This window comes from Corynebacterium vitaeruminis DSM 20294 (assembly GCF_000550805.1).
Classification (GTDB): domain Bacteria; phylum Actinomycetota; class Actinomycetes; order Mycobacteriales; family Mycobacteriaceae; genus Corynebacterium; species Corynebacterium vitaeruminis.
In genome coordinates, this window is sequence record NZ_CP004353.1 from 1430287 (window position 1) to 1447186 (window position 16900).

Consider the following 16900-nt stretch of genomic DNA (forward strand, 5'->3'; position numbering starts at 1 on the left):
CATGACTATTAAGGTTGCCATCGCCGGTGCAAGCGGCTACGCGGGTGGGGAGATCCTGCGCCTCTTGCTCAACCATCCCGCCTACCTAAGCGGGGAGCTGGAGATCGGCGCGCTCACCGCCGCGTCGACCGTCGGCACTCCCGTCGTCGAGCTCATGCCGCACCTGCCCCAGCTCGCCGGGCGCGTCATCGAGCCCACGGACAAGGAGACCCTCGCGGGCCACGACGTGGTGTTCCTGGGCCTGCCGCACGGCCACTCCGCGGAGATCGCCCGCCAGCTCGGCCCCGACGTCATCGTCATCGACTGCGCGGCCGACTTCCGCCTCCGCGACGCCGCAGCCTGGGAGAAGTACTACGGCAGCGAGCACGCGGGCTCCTGGCCCTACGGCATCCCGGAGATGCCCGGCCACCGCGAGCAGCTACAGGGCACGAAGCGCGTGGCCGTCCCCGGCTGCTTCCCGACGGGCGCGACCCTGGCCCTGTGGCCGGCGGTCAAGGCGGGGCTCATCGAGCCGCGCGTCTCGGTCGTGTCGGTGACCGGCGTGTCGGGCGCGGGCAAGAAGGCCTCGGTGGCGATGCTCGGCTCCGAGACCATGGGCTCGCTCAAGGCGTACAACACCGCGGGCAAGCACCGCCACACCCCAGAGATCGCCCAGAACCTAGGCGAGTTCACCGACGAAGAGGTCGTGGTCTCGTTTACCCCGGTCCTGGCCCCGCTCCCGCGCGGCATCCTCACCACCGCCACCGCGGACTTGAAGGAGGGCGCGGACGCCGCCGCCGCCCGCGCTGCCTACGAGGAGGCCTACGGGGATGAGACCTTCGTCTACCTGCTTCCCGAGGGCATCCAGCCGCAGACCCAGAACGTGGTCGGCTCCAACATGTGCCACGTGCAGGTGGAGGTGGACGAGCTGGCCGGAAAGCTGCTGGTCACCTCGGCGATCGACAACCTCACCAAGGGCACCGGCGGCGCCGCCGTGCAGTGCATGAACCTGGCCCTGGGCTGGGAGGAAACCGCTGGCCTCCCGCAGGGCGGCGTTGCCCCCTAAGAAGCGCGCCTCGGCACGCACTTTGCCTACCTCTCCGCGCGGACCCGCGGGTCTACTCTTGAGGAGGTAGGCGCCCGCATTTCGTGCGGACAACCACTCAATACTTAGATTTGTGAAAGCTGGTTAGCTTATGAGCGAACAGGGCGTGACGGCCCCCAAGGGCTTCGTCGCCGCAGGCCTCGCCGCTGGGATCAAGGCGTCGGGCAATAAGGACATGGCGCTCGTGGTCAACGAGGGCCCCGAGTTCACCGCCACCGGCGTGTTCACCCGCAACCGCATCGTGGCCTCCCCGGTCAAGCTGAGCCGCAAGGCCCTGGCATCCGGCGAGCTCAAGGCCGTCGTGTACAACGCGGGCAACGCCAACGCCTGCAACGGCGCCCAGGGCGACGCCGACGCCGCCACCGTGGTCACCCACGCGGCCGAGAAGCTGGGCATGGACTTCGGCGATGTCGCCGCCTGCTCCACAGGAATCATCGGCGAGCCGCTGCCGGTGGCCAAGCTCCTCGCCGGCGTCGACGGCCTGGTCGAAAACCTGGGCGACAACGGCCACGAGGCCGCCGAGTCCATCATGACCACCGACACCGTCTCCAAGGAGGCGATCGTCAAGGGTGAGGGCTGGAGCATCGGCGCCATGGGCAAGGGCGTGGGGATGATGGCCCCGTCGCTGGCCACCATGCTCGTGTGCCTGACCACCGACGCCTCCGTCACCGCCGAGGTCGCCCACGAGGCGCTCGAGAAGGCCTGCGCGGTCACCTTCAACACCCTCGACATCGACGGCTCCACCTCGACCAACGACACCGTCATCCTCATGGCCAACGGCGCCTCCGGGATCACCCCGTCGGTCGAGGACTTCGAGGCCGCGGTCCTTTCCGCCTGCGCGTCCATCGCCGACCAGCTGCAGGCGGATGCCGAGGGCGTGACCAAGCGCGTGCGCATCACCGTCTCCGGCACCACGACCGACGAGCAGGCGCTCAACGCCGCACGCACCCTGGGCCGCGACAACCTCTTCAAGTGCGCGATGTTCGGCTCCGACCCGAACTGGGGCCGCGTGCTCGCCGCCGTTGGCATGGCGGACGCGGACATGGACCCGGACAACATCTCGGTCTACTTCAACGACCACGCCGTCTGCCTGAAGTCGGGCGGGACCCCTGACGCCCGCGAGGTGGATCTCTCCGGCGCGGACATCGATGTCAAGGTCGACCTCGGCACCGGCGGTCCCGGCACCGCCTTCGTGCGCACCACCGATCTCTCCTACGCCTACGTCGAGATCAACTCCGCCTACTCCACCTAGGCCGCCAGCGTAGCGTCGACAAGCAAGAACTGCTTTCCGACGCTTCGCGAGAAACCATCACCTTCTATCCCCGCACAATCCCAAGGAATCCCCGATGACACTGGTCTTCGATGAACTCACGCCCCAGGAGCGGGCCACCGTGCTCGCCGAGGCGCTGCCGTGGCTGCAGCACTTCCGCGACAAGATCGTGGTGGTCAAGTACGGCGGAAACGCGATGGTTGACGAGGAGCTCAAGCAGGCCTTCGCGGCCGACATGGTCTTCCTTCGAACGGTGGGAGCCAAGCCGGTCGTCGTGCACGGCGGCGGTCCGCAGATCTCCAAGATGCTCTCGCGGCTGGGACTCGAAGGCCAGTTCCTCGGCGGCTTCCGCGTGACCACGCCCGAGGTCATGGACGTGGTGCGCATGGTGCTGTTCGGGCAGGTGGGGCGTGACCTCGTCGGGCTCATCAACACCCACGGTCCCTATGCGGTGGGCACCTCCGGTGAGGATGCGGGGCTGTTCCTCGCGGAGAAGCGCCTGGTGGATGTCGAGGGCGAGCTCACCGACATCGGGCTGGTGGGCGACATCGTGCACGTCGACGCCTCCAGCCTCATGGACATCATCGACGCCGGGCGAATCCCCGTGGTGAGCACGATCGCCCCGGACGCCGACGGCACCGTGTACAACATCAACGCCGACACAGCGGCGGGCGCGCTGGCCTCTGCCATCGGCGCGGAGCGGCTCGTCATCCTCACCAACGTCGAGGGCATGTACACCGACTGGCCCAACCGCGACTCGCTCGTCTCCCGCATCAACACGGCCGAGCTCACCGAGCTGCTGCCGAGGCTGGACTCGGGAATGATTCCTAAGATGGAGTCCTGCCTGCGCGCCGTCGAGTCGGGCGTGAAGGCGGCCCACGTCATCGACGGGCGCGTGGCCCACTCCGTCCTGCTGGAGCTGCTCACCTCGGGCGGCATCGGCACCATGGTCACCCCGGTGGATCAGACGGGGGAGACTTCTGAAGTAACTACGTACCGGAAAGGCGAGGACAAGTAATGGCAAACGTGGATCTCAACGCTAGCGCCAAGGAGCTGTGGCCGCAGGTGCTCATGAACACCTACGGCACCCCGCAGCTCGAGCTCGTCAGCGGCGACGGCGCGACCGTCACCGACTCCCAGGGCAATACCCACATCGACCTCCTGGCCGGCATCGCGGTCAACGCGCTCGGCCACCGCCACCCGGCGATCATCGAGGCCGTGACCGCGCAGATCTCCTCGCTCGGCCACGTCTCTAACCTGTTTGCCTCCAAGCCGGTAGTCACCGCCGCGGCGAAGATCATCGACCGCTTCTCCGGCGGCGACGCCGAGGTCGCCGACAAGACCCGCGTCTTCTTCTGCAACTCCGGCGCCGAGGCCAACGAGGCTGCCTTCAAGATCGCGCGCTTGACCGGCAAGCGCCGAATCCTCGCCGCCGAGCACGGCTTCCACGGGCGCACCATGGGCTCGCTCGCGATGACCGGCCAGCCCGACAAGCGCGCCGCCTTCGAGCCGATGCCCATGGGCGTGGAGTTCTACCCCTTCGGCGACATCGACTACCTGCGCAAGCAGGTGGCGATCAACCCGACCGACACCGCGGCGATCATCCTCGAGCCGATCCAGGGCGAGACGGGCGTCGTGCCCGCGCCCGAGGGCTTCCTCGCCGCCGTGCGCAAGCTCTGCGACGAGAACGACATCCTGTTCATCGTCGACGAGGTCCAGACCGGCATCGGCCGCACCGGCGACTTCTACGCCCACCAGCACGAGGGCGTGCGCCCGGACGTGGTGACGATGGCCAAAGGCCTAGGCGGCGGCCTGCCGATCGGCGCGACGCTCGCCTACGGCAAGGCGGCCGAGCTCATGACCCCGGGAAAGCACGGCACCACCTTCGGCGGCAACCCGGTCGCCTGCGCCGCGGCCAACGCCGTGCTTGACACCATCGACGACGAGTTCGTCGCCGAGGTCAAGGCGAAGGGGGAGCTCTTTGAAAAGTTGCTTGCCGACGTCCAAGGCGTGGAAAGCGTCCGCGGCAGGGGACTGATGCTCGGCGTCGTCCTCGACAAGCCGGTGGCCAAGGAGGCCGTCGCCCACGCCTTCGAATACGGCCTCATCCTCAACGCGCCGAGCGACAAGGTCCTGCGACTGACCCCGCCGCTGGTGATCTCCGGCGAGGAGATCCGTGAGGCCGTCGCCCGCATCGCGAAGCTGCTCGCGGCTGTTGCCTAAGAAATTGCCCTAGCTACAAGAATCCAAGGAGTCGAATTGAACATCCCCGTCAAGCCGGTTCGTCACTTCCTCTCGGACGACGACCTATCCCCGGCCGAGCAGGCCGAGGTGCTCGAGCTCGCGCTCGAGCTGAAGAAGGCGCCGTACTCGAAGAAGACCTTCGAGGGGCCGCAGTCCGTGGCCGTGCTCTTTGACAAGACCTCCACCCGCACCCGCTTCTCCTTCGACGCCGGCATCAACGCCCTGGGCGGCAACGCCATCGTCGCGGAGACCGGCAAGACCCAGATGGGCAAGGGCGAGACCTACCAGGACACGGGCGCAGTGCTCTCGCGCTTCGTCTCCGCGATCGTGTGGCGCACCTACGCCCATCAGAACTTCCTGGACATGGCGGAGACCGCCACCGTGCCGATCGTCAACGCCCTCTCCGACGACCTGCACCCGTGCCAGATCCTCGCCGACCTGCAGACCTGCGTCGAGCACCTGTGCCCGGAGCAGGGCCCCGCGGGCCTGAAGGGCAAGAAGGCGGTCTACCTGGGCGACGGTGACAACAACATGGCCAACTCCTACATGATCGGCTTCGCCACCGCGGGGATGGACATCGCGATCTGCGCGCCGGATGACTTCCAGCCGAAGTCCGAGTTCGTCGAGCGCGCCCAGAAGCGCGCCGCCGAGACCGGCGCGACCGTGTCCGTGGGCTCGGACCTCGCGCTCGTCGACGGCGCCGACGTGGTCATCACCGACACCTGGGTGTCGATGGGCATGGAGAACGACGGCATCGACCGCCGCACCCCGTTCCTGCCGTACCAGGTCAACGACGCCGTCATGGCGCGCGCCACCGAGGGCGCCATCTTCCTGCACTGCCTTCCGGCCTACCGCGACAGCGAGGTGACCGCGTCCGTCATCGACGGCCCGCAGTCCGTCGTCTTCGACGAGGCCGAGAACCGCCTGCATGCCCAAAAGGCGCTGCTCGTGTGGCTCATGGAGCACCAGCCGGAGGCCTAGCCCGTCGCTCCCCGCGGCCGGAATAAAATTAGGTAGACTAATTTATGTTGCATATTTCGGCCGCCCCGCGGGCGGGCCTCGCGCACAGGTCGGCGCCAACGGCGCACGGCGATTCCGGTTCAGAGAAAAGATGTCAATAGAGGAAAGTATTCATGAGTACCAGCCCGATTACGCGCACGGTTCGCCAGGCCCTGATCCTGGACCTGCTGGAGCATAATCAGGTTTTCAGCCAGATGCAGCTGTCTGACCTGCTCAAGGACAAGGGAGTTGACATCACCCAGGGCACGCTCTCGCGCGACCTCGACGAGCTGGGGGCGAAGAAGGTGCGCCCGGACGGAGGCCGTGCCTACTACGCCGTGGGCCCCGTCGACGACGCCACCGTCAACGCAGGAGTGGGCACGCGCGAGAAGCTGCGCAAGATGCTCGACGATCTGCTGGTCTCTACGGATCACTCGGGCAACATCGCGGTGTTGCGCACCCCGCCGGGTGCGGCGCCCTTCCTCGCCAGCTTCATCGACCGCGTCGGCATGGACGAGGTCGTGGGCACCATCGCGGGCGACGATACCGTCTTCGTCCTCGCCAGGGATCCGCTCTCCGGCAAGGAACTGGCCGAGCTCTTGAGCCAGCGCAAGGTCGGCTAAGGGGCAAGGTCCCGAACTAGGGGAGTCGGTCGAGTCTAGGCCCTATCCCAACTGCTAAAAATAAATAAGAATTCCGCGTGTGTGAGGCGATGAGCCGAAGGTTTTTCGTCGGCAAGCAAGAAACCGCACGCGGTACTACGTACCTGTGGAAAACAAGGAGAAAAGATGACTAATCGCGTCGTGCTCGCTTACTCTGGCGGCCTCGATACCTCTGTGGCGATTCCGTACCTGGCCAAGATGACCGGCGGCGAGGTTGTCGCCGTGTCCCTCGACCTGGGCCAGGGCGGCGAGGACATGGAGTCCGTCCGCCAGCGCGCGCTCGCGTGTGGTGCGGTGGAGGCCGTCGTCGTCGACGCCAAGGACGAGTTCGCCGAGAACTACTGCCTGCCCACCATCAAGGCCAACGGCATGTACATGAAGCAGTACCCGCTTCTGTCCGCCATTTCCCGCCCGCTGATCGTCAAGCACCTCGTCGAGGCCGCCAAGGAGTTCGGCGGCACCCACGTCTCCCACGGCTGCACCGGCAAGGGCAACGACCAGGTCCGCTTCGAGGTCGGCTTCCGCTCTCTCGCCCCCGAGCTCGAGATCATCGCCCCGGCCCGCGACTACGCCTGGACCCGTGACAAGGCCATCGCCTTCGCCGAGGAGATCAACCTGCCGATCGAGCAGTCCAAGAAGTCCCCGTTCTCCATCGACCAGAACGTCTGGGGCCGTGCCATCGAGACCGGCTTCCTCGAGGATCTGTGGAACCCGCCGACGAAGGACCTCTACTCCTACACCGAGGAGCCGAACCTGGGCAATGCCCCCGACGAGGTCATCATCTCCTTCGAGAAGGGCGTTCCGGTCGCCATCGACGGCCGCAAGGTGAGCGTCCTGGAGGCCATCGAGGAGATGAACCGCCGCGCAGGTGCGCAGGGCGTGGGCCGCCTCGACATGGTCGAGGACCGCCTGGTGGGCATCAAGTCCCGCGAGGTCTACGAGGCACCGGGCGCCATCGCGCTCATCACCGCCCACGAGGCACTCGAGGACGTCACCGTCGAGCGCGAGCTCGCTCGCTACAAGCGCCTCATCGACGCCCGCTGGTCCGAGGAGGTCTACGACGGCCTCTGGTACGGCCCGCTCAAGCGCTCCCTGGACGCCTTCATCGAGTCCACCCAGGAGCACGTCACCGGCGACATCCGCATGGTCATGCACGCCGGCTCCTGCGTGGTCAACGGCCGCCGCTCCAGCCACTCGCTGTACGACTTCAACCTGGCCACCTACGACACCGGCGACACCTTCGACCAGACCCTGGCCAAGGGCTTCGTCGAGCTGCACGGCCTGTCCTCCAAGATCGCCAACCGCCGCGACCGCGAGGCCTAAGGCCTAGCGCCTAAACCCGCAGATGGGGCCCAGGGAAAACCCCGGGCCCCATCCGTTTATCCGTTAGAGTCAACTTCATACCGTTTTCAACCACCACCTCCGCGGTGACGCGACCGCGGGAGAAAGAACAGGCGATCCACGTGCAGAAGCATGGAACCAACCAAGGCGCACTCTGGGGCGGCCGCTTCGCCGGCGGCCCCAGCGAGGCCATGTTTGCCCTCAGCGTGTCCACCCACTTCGACTGGGTGCTCGCGCCTTACGACGTCCTCGCCTCCAAGGCGCACGCCAAGGTGCTCCACGCCGCGGGCCTGCTCTCCGACGAGGACCTGAGCACCATGCTCGCCGGCCTCGACAGCCTGGGCGCGGACGTCGCCTCCGGTGCCTTCGGCCCCGAGCCCACCGACGAGGACGTCCACGGCGCCATGGAGCGCGGCCTCATCGCCCGCGTCGGTGCCGAGGTAGGCGGGCGCTTGCGCGCGGGCCGCTCCCGCAACGACCAGGTGGCCACCCTGTTCCGCATGTGGGTCCGCGACGCCATCCGCGACATCGCCGCCCAGGTCACCGAGCTGGTCTCCGCCCTGTCCGAGCAGGCTGCCAAGCACCCGGGCGTGATCATGCCGGGCAAGACCCACTCCCAGGCGGCCCAGCCGATCCTGCTCGCGCACCAGCTGCTCGCGCACACGCACCCGCTGCTGCGCGACATCGCACGTCTCCAGGACCTAGACAAGCGCCTAGCCGTGAGCCCGTACGGCTCCGGTGCCCTGGCGGGTTCCACCCTCCAGCTTGACCCCGAGGCCATCGCCGCGGAGTTGGGCTTCGACTCCGCCTGCGACAACTCGCTGGACGGCACCGCCTCCCGCGATTTCGCCTCCGAGACCGCGTTTGTGCTTGCCCAGATTGCCGTGGACATGTCGCGCCTGGCCGAGGAGATCATCTACTGGTCGACCCCGGAGTACGGCTACGTCACCCTCGACGACGCTTGGTCGACCGGGTCCTCGATCATGCCGCAGAAGAAGAACCCCGACGTCGCCGAGCTCACCCGCGGCAAGACCGGCCGCCTCATCGGTAACCTCGCGGGGCTGATGGCCACGCTCAAGGCGATGCCGCTGGCCTACAACCGCGATCTCCAGGAGGACAAGGAGCCGATCGTAGACTCCGTGGCCCAGCTCAACCTCCTGCTTCCGGCCATGACCGGTCTGGTCTCCACCCTTGTCTTCCACCCGGACCGCCTCCGCGAGCTGGCGCCGGCTGGCTACACCCTCGCCACCGACCTGGCCGAGTGGATGGTCCGCGAGGGCGTGCCCTTCCGCGAGGCCCACGAGGCCTCGGGCGCCTGCGTGCGCATCGCCGAGGCCCGCGGCGTGGGGCTGGACGAGCTCACCGACGAGGAGCTGGCCAGCGTCGACTCGCGGCTGACCCCGCAGGTGCGCGAGTACCTCACCATCGAAGGCGCGGTCGCCTCCCGCGCGACCCGCGGCGGCACCGCCCAGGTGCGCGTCGACGAGCAGCGCGCCCGGGTCGACGAGCTCAACAAGGAGTACCTCGACTGGGCCCAGAAGCCGGTTCGCGGCTAGCACAATCATTTTCATGAGGTCTTTCGGCAACGCCCCAACCGAGGTGTTACCGAAAGGCCTCATGCTTCGATAGGCGGCCGCTCTATCTGTTGCGGGCCTCACAGGCGTGCTTTAGGCTCGGGGCATGTCCGACACCCACTGACCCCCGGAGCCTCCACGAAGACTCGAGGAACGCACAGGGTCGGTCTCTTCCTCCTCGTTCTTGCGCTCATCCTCATCGGGGCGCAGCAGATTACCTCGCGCGTGGACGCCGTTTCCCGGCACACGACGGCGCCGATCGGTCGCTTCTTTGGCCTGGGGGCGGCGTCAGAGGATAAGAACGTCGTGGAGCTACGCGGCGTCGTCGGCAGTGAGAAGCTGGGGTTCTTCCAGGACCCCGAGGTCATCGAGGCGCTCCGCGCGGAGGGGTTCGCGGTCGAGGTTGACGCCATGGGGTCGAGGGCCATGGCGGGGATTGCCGACGCCTCGGGGATCGACTTCGTGTTTCCCGCCAACCAGCAGGCCGCGCAGAAGTTCGCCGAGTCGCACCCCACACTCGGTTCCGACGCAATTTTCTATTCGCCAATGGCGATTGCCACGTTCCCGCCGATCCTCACGGTGCTCGAGCGGGCGGGCGCCGCGACGAACACCGGCGACGGCTGGATGATCGACGCGGAAAAGTTCGTCGACCTGCAGCGCCAGGGGACTCGGTGGCGCGATCTGGGCGGCGAGTATCCCTCGCCGCGCGCCGTGTACACGTCGACAACGGACCTCCGCAGCTCCAATTCCGCCTCCTTGTGGGCCGCCATCTTGGCGTGGGGAGTCTCCGGCGGGCGCCTTCCCGGGAACCCTGTCGAAGGGAAAGCCGTGGGCGAGGAGGTCTCGCGGCTCCTGCTCGAGCAGGGCTACTCCGAGTCCAGCTCGGCCAGCCCCTTTAACGACTACCTTTCCCTCGGCATCGGCTCCAAGCCGATGGTCGTCGTCTACGAGTCGCAGTTCCTTGAGCAGGAGCTTTCCGACGATACCAAGGTCACCGACAACATGGTCCTCGCCTACCCGAACCCGACGATCGTCTCCTTCCATACCTTCCTATCCCTCGACGCGGACGCGGCTCGGCTCGGTGAGGTCCTGCGGACGAACAGCGACATCCGACGGTTCGCCCTCAAGCACGGCTTCCGGGTAGGCGAGTCGGGCGAGATCAACGACGTCCTCGCGTCGGACGGGGTACCCCTCGTCCCCGCGAGCCTGAACACCATTGACCAGCCAAACTTCGAGACGATGGAGGCAATCATCGAGGTATTCGAGGGCAAGCTTCAACCGAGCGCGCAACGCGGGACGCAGAAGGATTAAGGAGGATGAACATGACGAAACCTCACAGGCTATTGCTCGCGCTGCTCGCGCTCGTCGTTGGCGTGAGCCTCGGGGCCTGCTCGAGTTTGTCCGGCGTTGACGGCGGCGGCTCGCAGGGCGCGGCAAGCGAGGAGCTCAAAGGAACCACCCTCCGGATCGTCGCTGCCACAGAACTCAAGGCGCTCGACTCGGTGGTTGCTCAGGCGGCCAAGGACCTCGGGATGACCATCGAGATGGCCTACCCCGGCGGGACGCTGGACAACACCGAGCGACTCGGGGAAGGGGGGTTCGACGGGTATTACGAAGCCACCTGGTTCGCGACCAACCGCTACGCCGAGCTCCAGGGGTTGGGAGAGAGATTTGCGTCCACAAGCTCTGTCGCGACCTCCCCGGTCCTGCTCGGCGTGCGCCCCACCACTGCCGCGGAACTGGGGTGGGACAAGACGCAGCCGACGTGGGCGGAGATCGCCCAGGCGGCGTCGTCGGGCGCGTTGAAGTTCGGGATGACCGATCCGGGCACGTCAAACTCGGGCTTCTCCGCGCTGGCGTCGGTCGCGACCTCCTTCGCCGACACCGGCTCGGCGCTTTCGACGCAGGACATCGCACGGGTGGCGCCGCAGGTCCGCGAGTTCTTCAGCGGCCAGACCGTGACCTCGGGCTCCTCGGGGTGGCTAACCACGGCCTTCCGCAGCGAGACGGGCAAGGCCAACGCGATCCTCTCCAACGAGGCCTCCCTCATCGACCTCAAGAATCAAGGCGAGGACATTGACCTGATAGCGCCGTCCGACGGCGTCATCTTCGCCGACTATCCGCTCTCGGCGCTGTCGACCGCGGATCAGCCGCTCGCGAAGGAGAAGGCGCAGGCGCTCGCCGGCTGGCTCGAGCAACACCCGCAGGAGCTGGCAGACGCGGGCCTCCGCCCGACCACGGCGGGGGACTCGGCTCGGAACCCCGACTTCGCCCCGGGGCTGCTCCTTGAGATCCCGTTCCCCGCGAGCCAGGACGTGGTCTCGGCGCTCATCGACTCCTACAACAACGACCTCCGGTCCCCGGGGGCGATGGCCTTCATGCTCGATACCTCCGGCTCGATGGCAGGGGACAGGATCGCCTCGCTCAAGGCGACGCTCCATTCGCTCGCCGACGGCTCGGCGCAGGTCAACGGCACCTCCGTCGGGTTCCGCGACCGCGAGGACATCACCTTCGTGCCCTTCTCGACGGCGGTCCATGACCAGCGCAGTTTGGTGTTCGACGCCGCCAACGCGGCAACCGTCGGCGAGGTGGGATCTGCGATCGAGGCTCTAGATCCGAGCGGCGACACCGCCATCTACGAGGCGTTGGCCGCGGCGTACGACCACCTTGGGGCGTCGGCAAGCAACATTCGATCGATCGTGCTGATGTCCGACGGCGAGCTCACCGCCGGACGCTCCTTCGACGACTTCCGCGCCTACTACGAGGCGCTTCCCAACCAGGTCAAGACCATTCCGACCTTCGTGATCCTCTACGGGGAGGCCAACGCCGAAGAGATGACGGCGCTGGCCGAGCTGACGGGCGGGAAGGTCTTCGATGCACAACGGGGCGACCTCGCCTCCGCGTTTAAGGAGATCCGTGGGTATCAATAATTTGCCGCAATCGGAATGGGGGTCAGCGCCGCCGGGGCGGCGGGCGCTCTCGACCTTGTGCTGCACCTCGGGCCGGTGGGCCCCGTGGCCGCGGTTCTGGCGAGCGTCGGCGGGTATCTCCTCGTCCGCCAGCCCGCGTCGAAGAAGTCCCCGCAGGTGGCCGCGTCCTCGGCGCTCCTGAAGCAGCAGAAGGGCTCCGTCGGGTCGCTGGACACCCGGATCTCCCGCTGCGCAAGCCTGGTGGAAACGTGCACCGACCAAGACGTGAAGGCGTCCGGCGCGCAGCTCGTCGACAAGCTGAGTCGGCTGAGCCTAGAGAAGGAACGCCTGCAGGAGTTTCCCGAGCACTACGAGATGATCGGCACCATCGCCTCGGACTACCTGCCGACCACGCTCGCGCGCTTTGACGCGGTTCGCGGCGGTGAGGAGGCGACCTCGCGCGCGAAGGAGATCACCCTGCGGGCGCTCACGACGCTGCACAGGGAGGTCGACCGGGTGCAAAAGGCGCTGGAGCAGGACATGCTCGAGGACCTTCAGCTTCACGCCGACGAGGTGGCCATCCTGTTTAACGACCTCGACCCACGGTAGAGGCGAGACGATCGGGTATTCTTTCAGAACATGAGTATTGATGAGCGATTGCTGGAGATCATTGCCTGCCCGAAGGACAAGGGCCCGCTGGAGTATCACGAGGCCGAGCAGCTCCTCGTCAACCCCCGCCTCGGCATCGCGTATCGCATCGACGACGGCATCCCGGTCTTGCTTATCGACGAGGCCCAGCCGTGGCCTGCGGAAACGTCGAAGTAACCCACCCGCTCTACTCAACAGGATCCTAGAACTTCATGAACATCATTGACGAACTTCTGTGGCGTGGCCTCATCAACCAGTCTACGGACATCGACGCCCTCCGCGAGGCCTGCGAGCAGCCCATCTCCCTCTACTGCGGGTTCGATCCGACCGGCGACTCCCTGCACGCCGGGCACCTGGTCCCGATGGTGATGCTCCGCCGCTTCCAGCAGGCGGGTCACCGCCCGATCACCCTCGCGGGTGGCGCGACCGGCTTCATCGGCGACCCCCGAGACGTCGGTGAGCGCTCCATGCTCTCTTCCGAGACCGTGGCCCATAACCTCGAGGCCATCAAGGAGCAGCTGCGCCGCTTCGTCGACTTCGAGGACTCGGAGAACCCTGCGGTCATGGCGAACAACGCCGACTGGACCATGAATATGTCCGTCGTCGAGTTCCTCCGCGATGTGGGAAAGAACTTCTCGCTCAACACGATGCTCGACCGCGACACCGTCAAGCGCCGCCTCGAGTCCGACGGCATTTCCTACACCGAGTTCTCCTACATGCTGCTCCAAGCTAACGACTACCTGCAGCTGCACCGCTCGCACGAGTGCCAGCTGCAGATCGGCGGCGGCGACCAGTGGGGCAACATCGTCTCCGGCGTCGACCTCATCCGCCGCGTCACCGGCGACAAGGTCCATGCGCTGACTGTGCCGCTGGTGACGGACGCGCAGGGGCAGAAGTTTGGCAAGTCCACCGGCGGCGGCAAGCTCTGGCTCGACGCCGAGAAGACAAGCCCCTACGCCTGGTACCAGTACTTCCTTAACGCTGGTGACTCCGTGGTCATCGACTACCTGCGCTGGTTTACGTTCCTGTCCCAGGAGGAGATCGCCGAGCTGGAGAAGCAGACGGCCGAGGCGCCGTTCAAGCGCGCCGCGCAGCGCCGCTTGGCGCAGGAGATGACCACCCTGGTTCACGGCAAGGAGGCCACCGAGGCCGTCGAGCTCGCCGCCCAGGCGCTCTTCGGCCGCGCCGAGCTGGGCTCCCTCGACGAGGCAACCCTTGCTGGCGCCCTTTCTGAGACCACCGTCGCCGAGCTGTCCGCCTCGGACCCGAAGACCATCGTCGACCTGCTGGTGGCCAGCGGGCTGGCCGACTCCAAGGGCGCGGCACGCCGCACAGTGAAGGAGGGCGGCGCCTACGTCAACAACGAGCGCATCAGCGACGAGGCCTGGGAGCCCGCTGCCGAGGATTACCTGCACGGCAAGTGGCTGGTGCTGCGCAAGGGCAAGAAGAACTTCGCGGGCGCGAAGGTCTCCTAGGCCGCTACACCCCAACAGGCAGCTTCCGCAACGGGCGTCTGGAGGATCACGATCAACCGATCGGATGATTTTCCAGGCGCCCGTTGCCCGTATTGGAAAGCCGTGTCACGCGGGGGAGAATGGGAGGCATGAACAAGATCTTCTACGCTGCGGCCAGCTACACCTTCCTCGGGCTCCTCGCGGGCATCTTGTACCGCGAGTTCACCCGCTACTACGACTTCCCGCTCACGGACCCGACCGCCCTGAGCACCCTGCACACTCACCTGTTGGTGCTGGGCACCGTCATGAACCTGGTGCTACTGGCGCTCGCCGCCTCGATGAAGATCCACGCCATCAAGCTCTTCGACACCTTCTTCTGGGTCTACAACTTGGGTCTCGTGTGGACCGCAACGTTCATGACCTACAAGGGCTGCATGCAGGTGACCCAGCCCGGCTTCGAGCTCAGCGCTGGTCTAGCGGGCGCGTCCGGCATGGGGCACATCATTCTGGCCATCGCATTCATTCAGCTGTTCATGGTGATCCGCCGGGCTATGAAGCGCCTTGCATAGTTTGCTTGTCGACGTTTGCCTTCGGCGGTTTGACCAGCGGATTTGTGTTAGCTGGCGGTGGTGAGTAACTTAGTGCGAGTCGCCGGGACGGCCTGGTGCTAGCCAGTAGCTAGAAGGAGACAAAGAAACCTGGTTAACTTCGAGTTTGACTCTCGTTCAAACGAGATGATATGTTGGTTAACCGGACCGCGAAGTGGTTGCCCTTCAGATTGGGGTTGTCGTTTTGTGTGTTCATGTTGTTTGAGAACTCAATAGTGTGCCAATTTTGTACTTTTTTTGTTGCTTGTTGGTGTGGTTTGTGTGTGCTGTTATGGTGTGGTGTGGCTGGCAAGTGTGGCTTGCTTGTTAAAGACTGTGCTGTGATGGTGGGTGCTTACTGGTACTGGTGAGTGGCTTTTGTGTGTGCCTTTTTGCCCCGTCGGGTGGGTGCACATGTATCATCTATTTTTTTTGACAATCATTTTTTATGCCATTGCACATTGTTTGTGTGGTGGTGTGCTGGTTGTTTGTTTTTTTTGCTTGGTTTTGGGCTTTCCCAAAGTTTTTGGACAAGGTTTTTTTCTTGTTTTTTGTGGAGAGTTTGATCCTGGCTCAGGACGAACGCTGGCGGCGTGCTTAACACATGCAAGTCGAACGGAAAGGCCCAGCTTGCTGGGTGCTCGAGTGGCGAACGGGTGAGTAACACGTGGGTGATCTGCCCCTGACTTCGGGATAAGCTTGGGAAACTGGGTCTAATACCGGATAGGACAATCGTTTAGTGTCGGTTGTGGAAAGTTTTTTCGGTTAGGGATGAGCCCGCGGCCTATCAGCTTGTTGGTGGGGTAATGGCCTACCAAGGCGTCGACGGGTAGCCGGCCTGAGAGGGTGGACGGCCACATTGGGACTGAGATACGGCCCAGACTCCTACGGGAGGCAGCAGTGGGGAATATTGCACAATGGGCGCAAGCCTGATGCAGCGACGCCGCGTGGGGGATGACGGCCTTCGGGTTGTAAACCTCTTTCGACAGGGACGAAGCTTTTGTGACGGTACCTGTATAAGAAGCACCGGCTAACTACGTGCCAGCAGCCGCGGTAATACGTAGGGTGCGAGCGTTGTCCGGAATTACTGGGCGTAAAGAGCTCGTAGGTGGTTTGTCGCGTCGTCTGTGAAATTCCGGGGCTTAACTTCGGGCGTGCAGGCGATACGGGCATAACTTGAGTGCTGTAGGGGAGACTGGAATTCCTGGTGTAGCGGTGGAATGCGCAGATATCAGGAGGAACACCGATGGCGAAGGCAGGTCTCTGGGCAGTAACTGACGCTGAGGAGCGAAAGCATGGGGAGCGAACAGGATTAGATACCCTGGTAGTCCATGCCGTAAACGGTGGGCGCTAGGTGTAGGGGTCTTCCACGACTTCTGTGCCGTAGCTAACGCATTAAGCGCCCCGCCTGGGGAGTACGGCCGCAAGGCTAAAACTCAAAGGAATTGACGGGGGCCCGCACAAGCGGCGGAGCATGTGGATTAATTCGATGCAACGCGAAGAACCTTACCTGGGCTTGACATATGCAGGATCGGCGTAGAGATACGTTTTCCCTTGTGGTCTGTATACAGGTGGTGCATGGTTGTCGTCAGCTCGTGTCGTGAGATGTTGGGTTAAGTCCCGCAACGAGCGCAACCCTTGTCTTATGTTGCCAGCACGTGATGGTGGGGACTCATGAGAGACTGCCGGGGTTAACTCGGAGGAAGGTGGGGATGACGTCAAATCATCATGCCCCTTATGTCCAGGGCTTCACACATGCTACAATGGTCGGTACAACGCGCTGCGAGCCTGTGAGGGTGAGCGAATCGCTGAAAGCCGGCCTCAGTTCGGATTGGGGTCTGCAACTCGACCCCATGAAGTCGGAGTCGCTAGTAATCGCAGATCAGCAACGCTGCGGTGAATACGTTCCCGGGCCTTGTACACACCGCCCGTCACGTCATGAAAGTTGGTAACACCCGAAGCCCATGGCCCAACCCGTTTGGGAGGGAGTGGTCGAAGGTGGGATCGGCGATTGGGACGAAGTCGTAACAAGGTAGCCGTACCGGAAGGTGCGGCTGGATCACCTCCTTTCTATGGAGTTTTATTTTGTGGTGGCAGGTTTGCCACCAAATTGTTTATTTTGTTTTTA

14 protein-coding genes and 1 rRNA gene are annotated in these 16900 nt (G+C 65.0%); all 15 read left to right on the forward strand.

Going from position 1 to position 16900, the window contains the following annotated elements:
* Position 1: 1 nt before the first annotated feature.
* Complete coding sequence (argC, locus tag B843_RS06605; protein WP_025252726.1) at positions 2-1045, forward strand: N-acetyl-gamma-glutamyl-phosphate reductase; 1044 nt, start codon at positions 2-4, stop codon at positions 1043-1045.
* Between the two features lie 130 nt (positions 1046-1175).
* Positions 1176-2336: a bifunctional glutamate N-acetyltransferase/amino-acid acetyltransferase ArgJ gene (argJ, locus tag B843_RS06610; RefSeq protein WP_025252727.1), complete on the forward strand. Its 1161-nt coding sequence runs from the start codon at positions 1176-1178 to the stop codon at positions 2334-2336.
* Between the two features lie 94 nt (positions 2337-2430).
* Positions 2431-3372, forward strand: coding sequence for an acetylglutamate kinase (argB, locus tag B843_RS06615; protein WP_025252728.1), 942 nt, complete (start codon positions 2431-2433; stop codon positions 3370-3372).
* On the forward strand, positions 3372-4577 hold the full coding sequence (locus B843_RS06620; RefSeq protein WP_025252729.1) for an acetylornithine transaminase: 1206 nt from the start codon (positions 3372-3374) through the stop codon (positions 4575-4577). Before argB ends, B843_RS06620 begins: the two co-directional genes overlap by 1 nt.
* A gap of 42 nt (positions 4578-4619) precedes the next feature.
* Positions 4620-5579 (forward strand): ornithine carbamoyltransferase, encoded by a 960-nt coding sequence (gene argF / locus B843_RS06625; RefSeq protein ID WP_155895190.1) that lies wholly within the window; start codon positions 4620-4622, stop codon positions 5577-5579.
* A gap of 152 nt (positions 5580-5731) precedes the next feature.
* Complete coding sequence (locus B843_RS06630; protein ID WP_038595364.1) at positions 5732-6220, forward strand: arginine repressor; 489 nt, start codon at positions 5732-5734, stop codon at positions 6218-6220.
* Between the two features lie 165 nt (positions 6221-6385).
* On the forward strand, positions 6386-7582 hold the full coding sequence (locus B843_RS06635) for an argininosuccinate synthase (RefSeq protein WP_025252731.1): 1197 nt from the start codon (positions 6386-6388) through the stop codon (positions 7580-7582).
* Between the two features lie 140 nt (positions 7583-7722).
* Positions 7723-9156, forward strand: a complete 1434-nt coding sequence (argH, locus tag B843_RS06640; RefSeq protein ID WP_025252732.1) for an argininosuccinate lyase — start codon at positions 7723-7725, stop codon at positions 9154-9156.
* A 243-nt stretch (positions 9157-9399) separates the two neighbouring features.
* Positions 9400-10485 carry a hypothetical protein gene (locus B843_RS06645; protein ID WP_025252733.1) on the forward strand — a complete coding sequence of 362 codons (1086 nt, stop codon included), beginning with the start codon at positions 9400-9402 and terminating at the stop codon, positions 10483-10485.
* An 11-nt stretch (positions 10486-10496) separates the two neighbouring features.
* A complete protein-coding gene (locus tag B843_RS06650) occupies positions 10497-12104 on the forward strand; it encodes a VWA domain-containing protein (RefSeq protein WP_169729839.1) in 1608 nt (535 codons plus the stop codon).
* 15 nt (positions 12105-12119) lie between these two features.
* Positions 12120-12692, forward strand: a complete 573-nt coding sequence (locus B843_RS06655) for a hypothetical protein (RefSeq protein ID WP_025252735.1) — start codon at positions 12120-12122, stop codon at positions 12690-12692.
* 30 nt (positions 12693-12722) lie between these two features.
* The gene (locus B843_RS06660) at positions 12723-12908 is read left to right on the forward strand and encodes a Trm112 family protein (protein WP_025252736.1); all 186 of its coding nucleotides are present in this window, start codon (positions 12723-12725) and stop codon (positions 12906-12908) included.
* 35 nt (positions 12909-12943) lie between these two features.
* Positions 12944-14206, forward strand: coding sequence for a tyrosine--tRNA ligase (gene tyrS / locus B843_RS06665; RefSeq protein WP_025252737.1), 1263 nt, complete (start codon positions 12944-12946; stop codon positions 14204-14206).
* Positions 14207-14334: 128 nt separating this feature from the next.
* Positions 14335-14754 carry a DUF2871 domain-containing protein gene (locus tag B843_RS06670; protein ID WP_025252738.1) on the forward strand — a complete coding sequence of 140 codons (420 nt, stop codon included), beginning with the start codon at positions 14335-14337 and terminating at the stop codon, positions 14752-14754.
* A 568-nt stretch (positions 14755-15322) separates the two neighbouring features.
* Positions 15323-16842, forward strand: a 16S ribosomal RNA gene (locus B843_RS06675).
* The last annotated feature ends 58 nt before the right edge of the window (positions 16843-16900 follow it).

Bases quoted from the DNA above. Each gene is read 5' to 3' on its own strand.
- argC (WP_025252726.1), top strand. From the start codon at position 2: ATGACTATTAAGGTTGCCATCGCCGGTGCAAGCGGCTACGCGGGTGGG.
- argJ (WP_025252727.1), top strand. From the start codon at position 1,176: ATGAGCGAACAGGGCGTGACGGCCCCCAAGGGCTTCGTCGCCGCAGGC.
- argB (WP_025252728.1), top strand. From the start codon at position 2,431: ATGACACTGGTCTTCGATGAACTCACGCCCCAGGAGCGGGCCACCGTG.
- B843_RS06620 (WP_025252729.1), top strand. From the start codon at position 3,372: ATGGCAAACGTGGATCTCAACGCTAGCGCCAAGGAGCTGTGGCCGCAG.
- B843_RS06630 (WP_038595364.1), top strand. From the start codon at position 5,732: ATGAGTACCAGCCCGATTACGCGCACGGTTCGCCAGGCCCTGATCCTG.
- B843_RS06635 (WP_025252731.1), top strand. From the start codon at position 6,386: ATGACTAATCGCGTCGTGCTCGCTTACTCTGGCGGCCTCGATACCTCT.
- B843_RS06650 (WP_169729839.1), top strand. From the start codon at position 10,497: ATGACGAAACCTCACAGGCTATTGCTCGCGCTGCTCGCGCTCGTCGTT.
- B843_RS06655 (WP_025252735.1), top strand. From the start codon at position 12,120: ATGGGGGTCAGCGCCGCCGGGGCGGCGGGCGCTCTCGACCTTGTGCTG.
- B843_RS06660 (WP_025252736.1), top strand. From the start codon at position 12,723: ATGAGTATTGATGAGCGATTGCTGGAGATCATTGCCTGCCCGAAGGAC.
- tyrS (WP_025252737.1), top strand. From the start codon at position 12,944: ATGAACATCATTGACGAACTTCTGTGGCGTGGCCTCATCAACCAGTCT.
- B843_RS06670 (WP_025252738.1), top strand. From the start codon at position 14,335: ATGAACAAGATCTTCTACGCTGCGGCCAGCTACACCTTCCTCGGGCTC.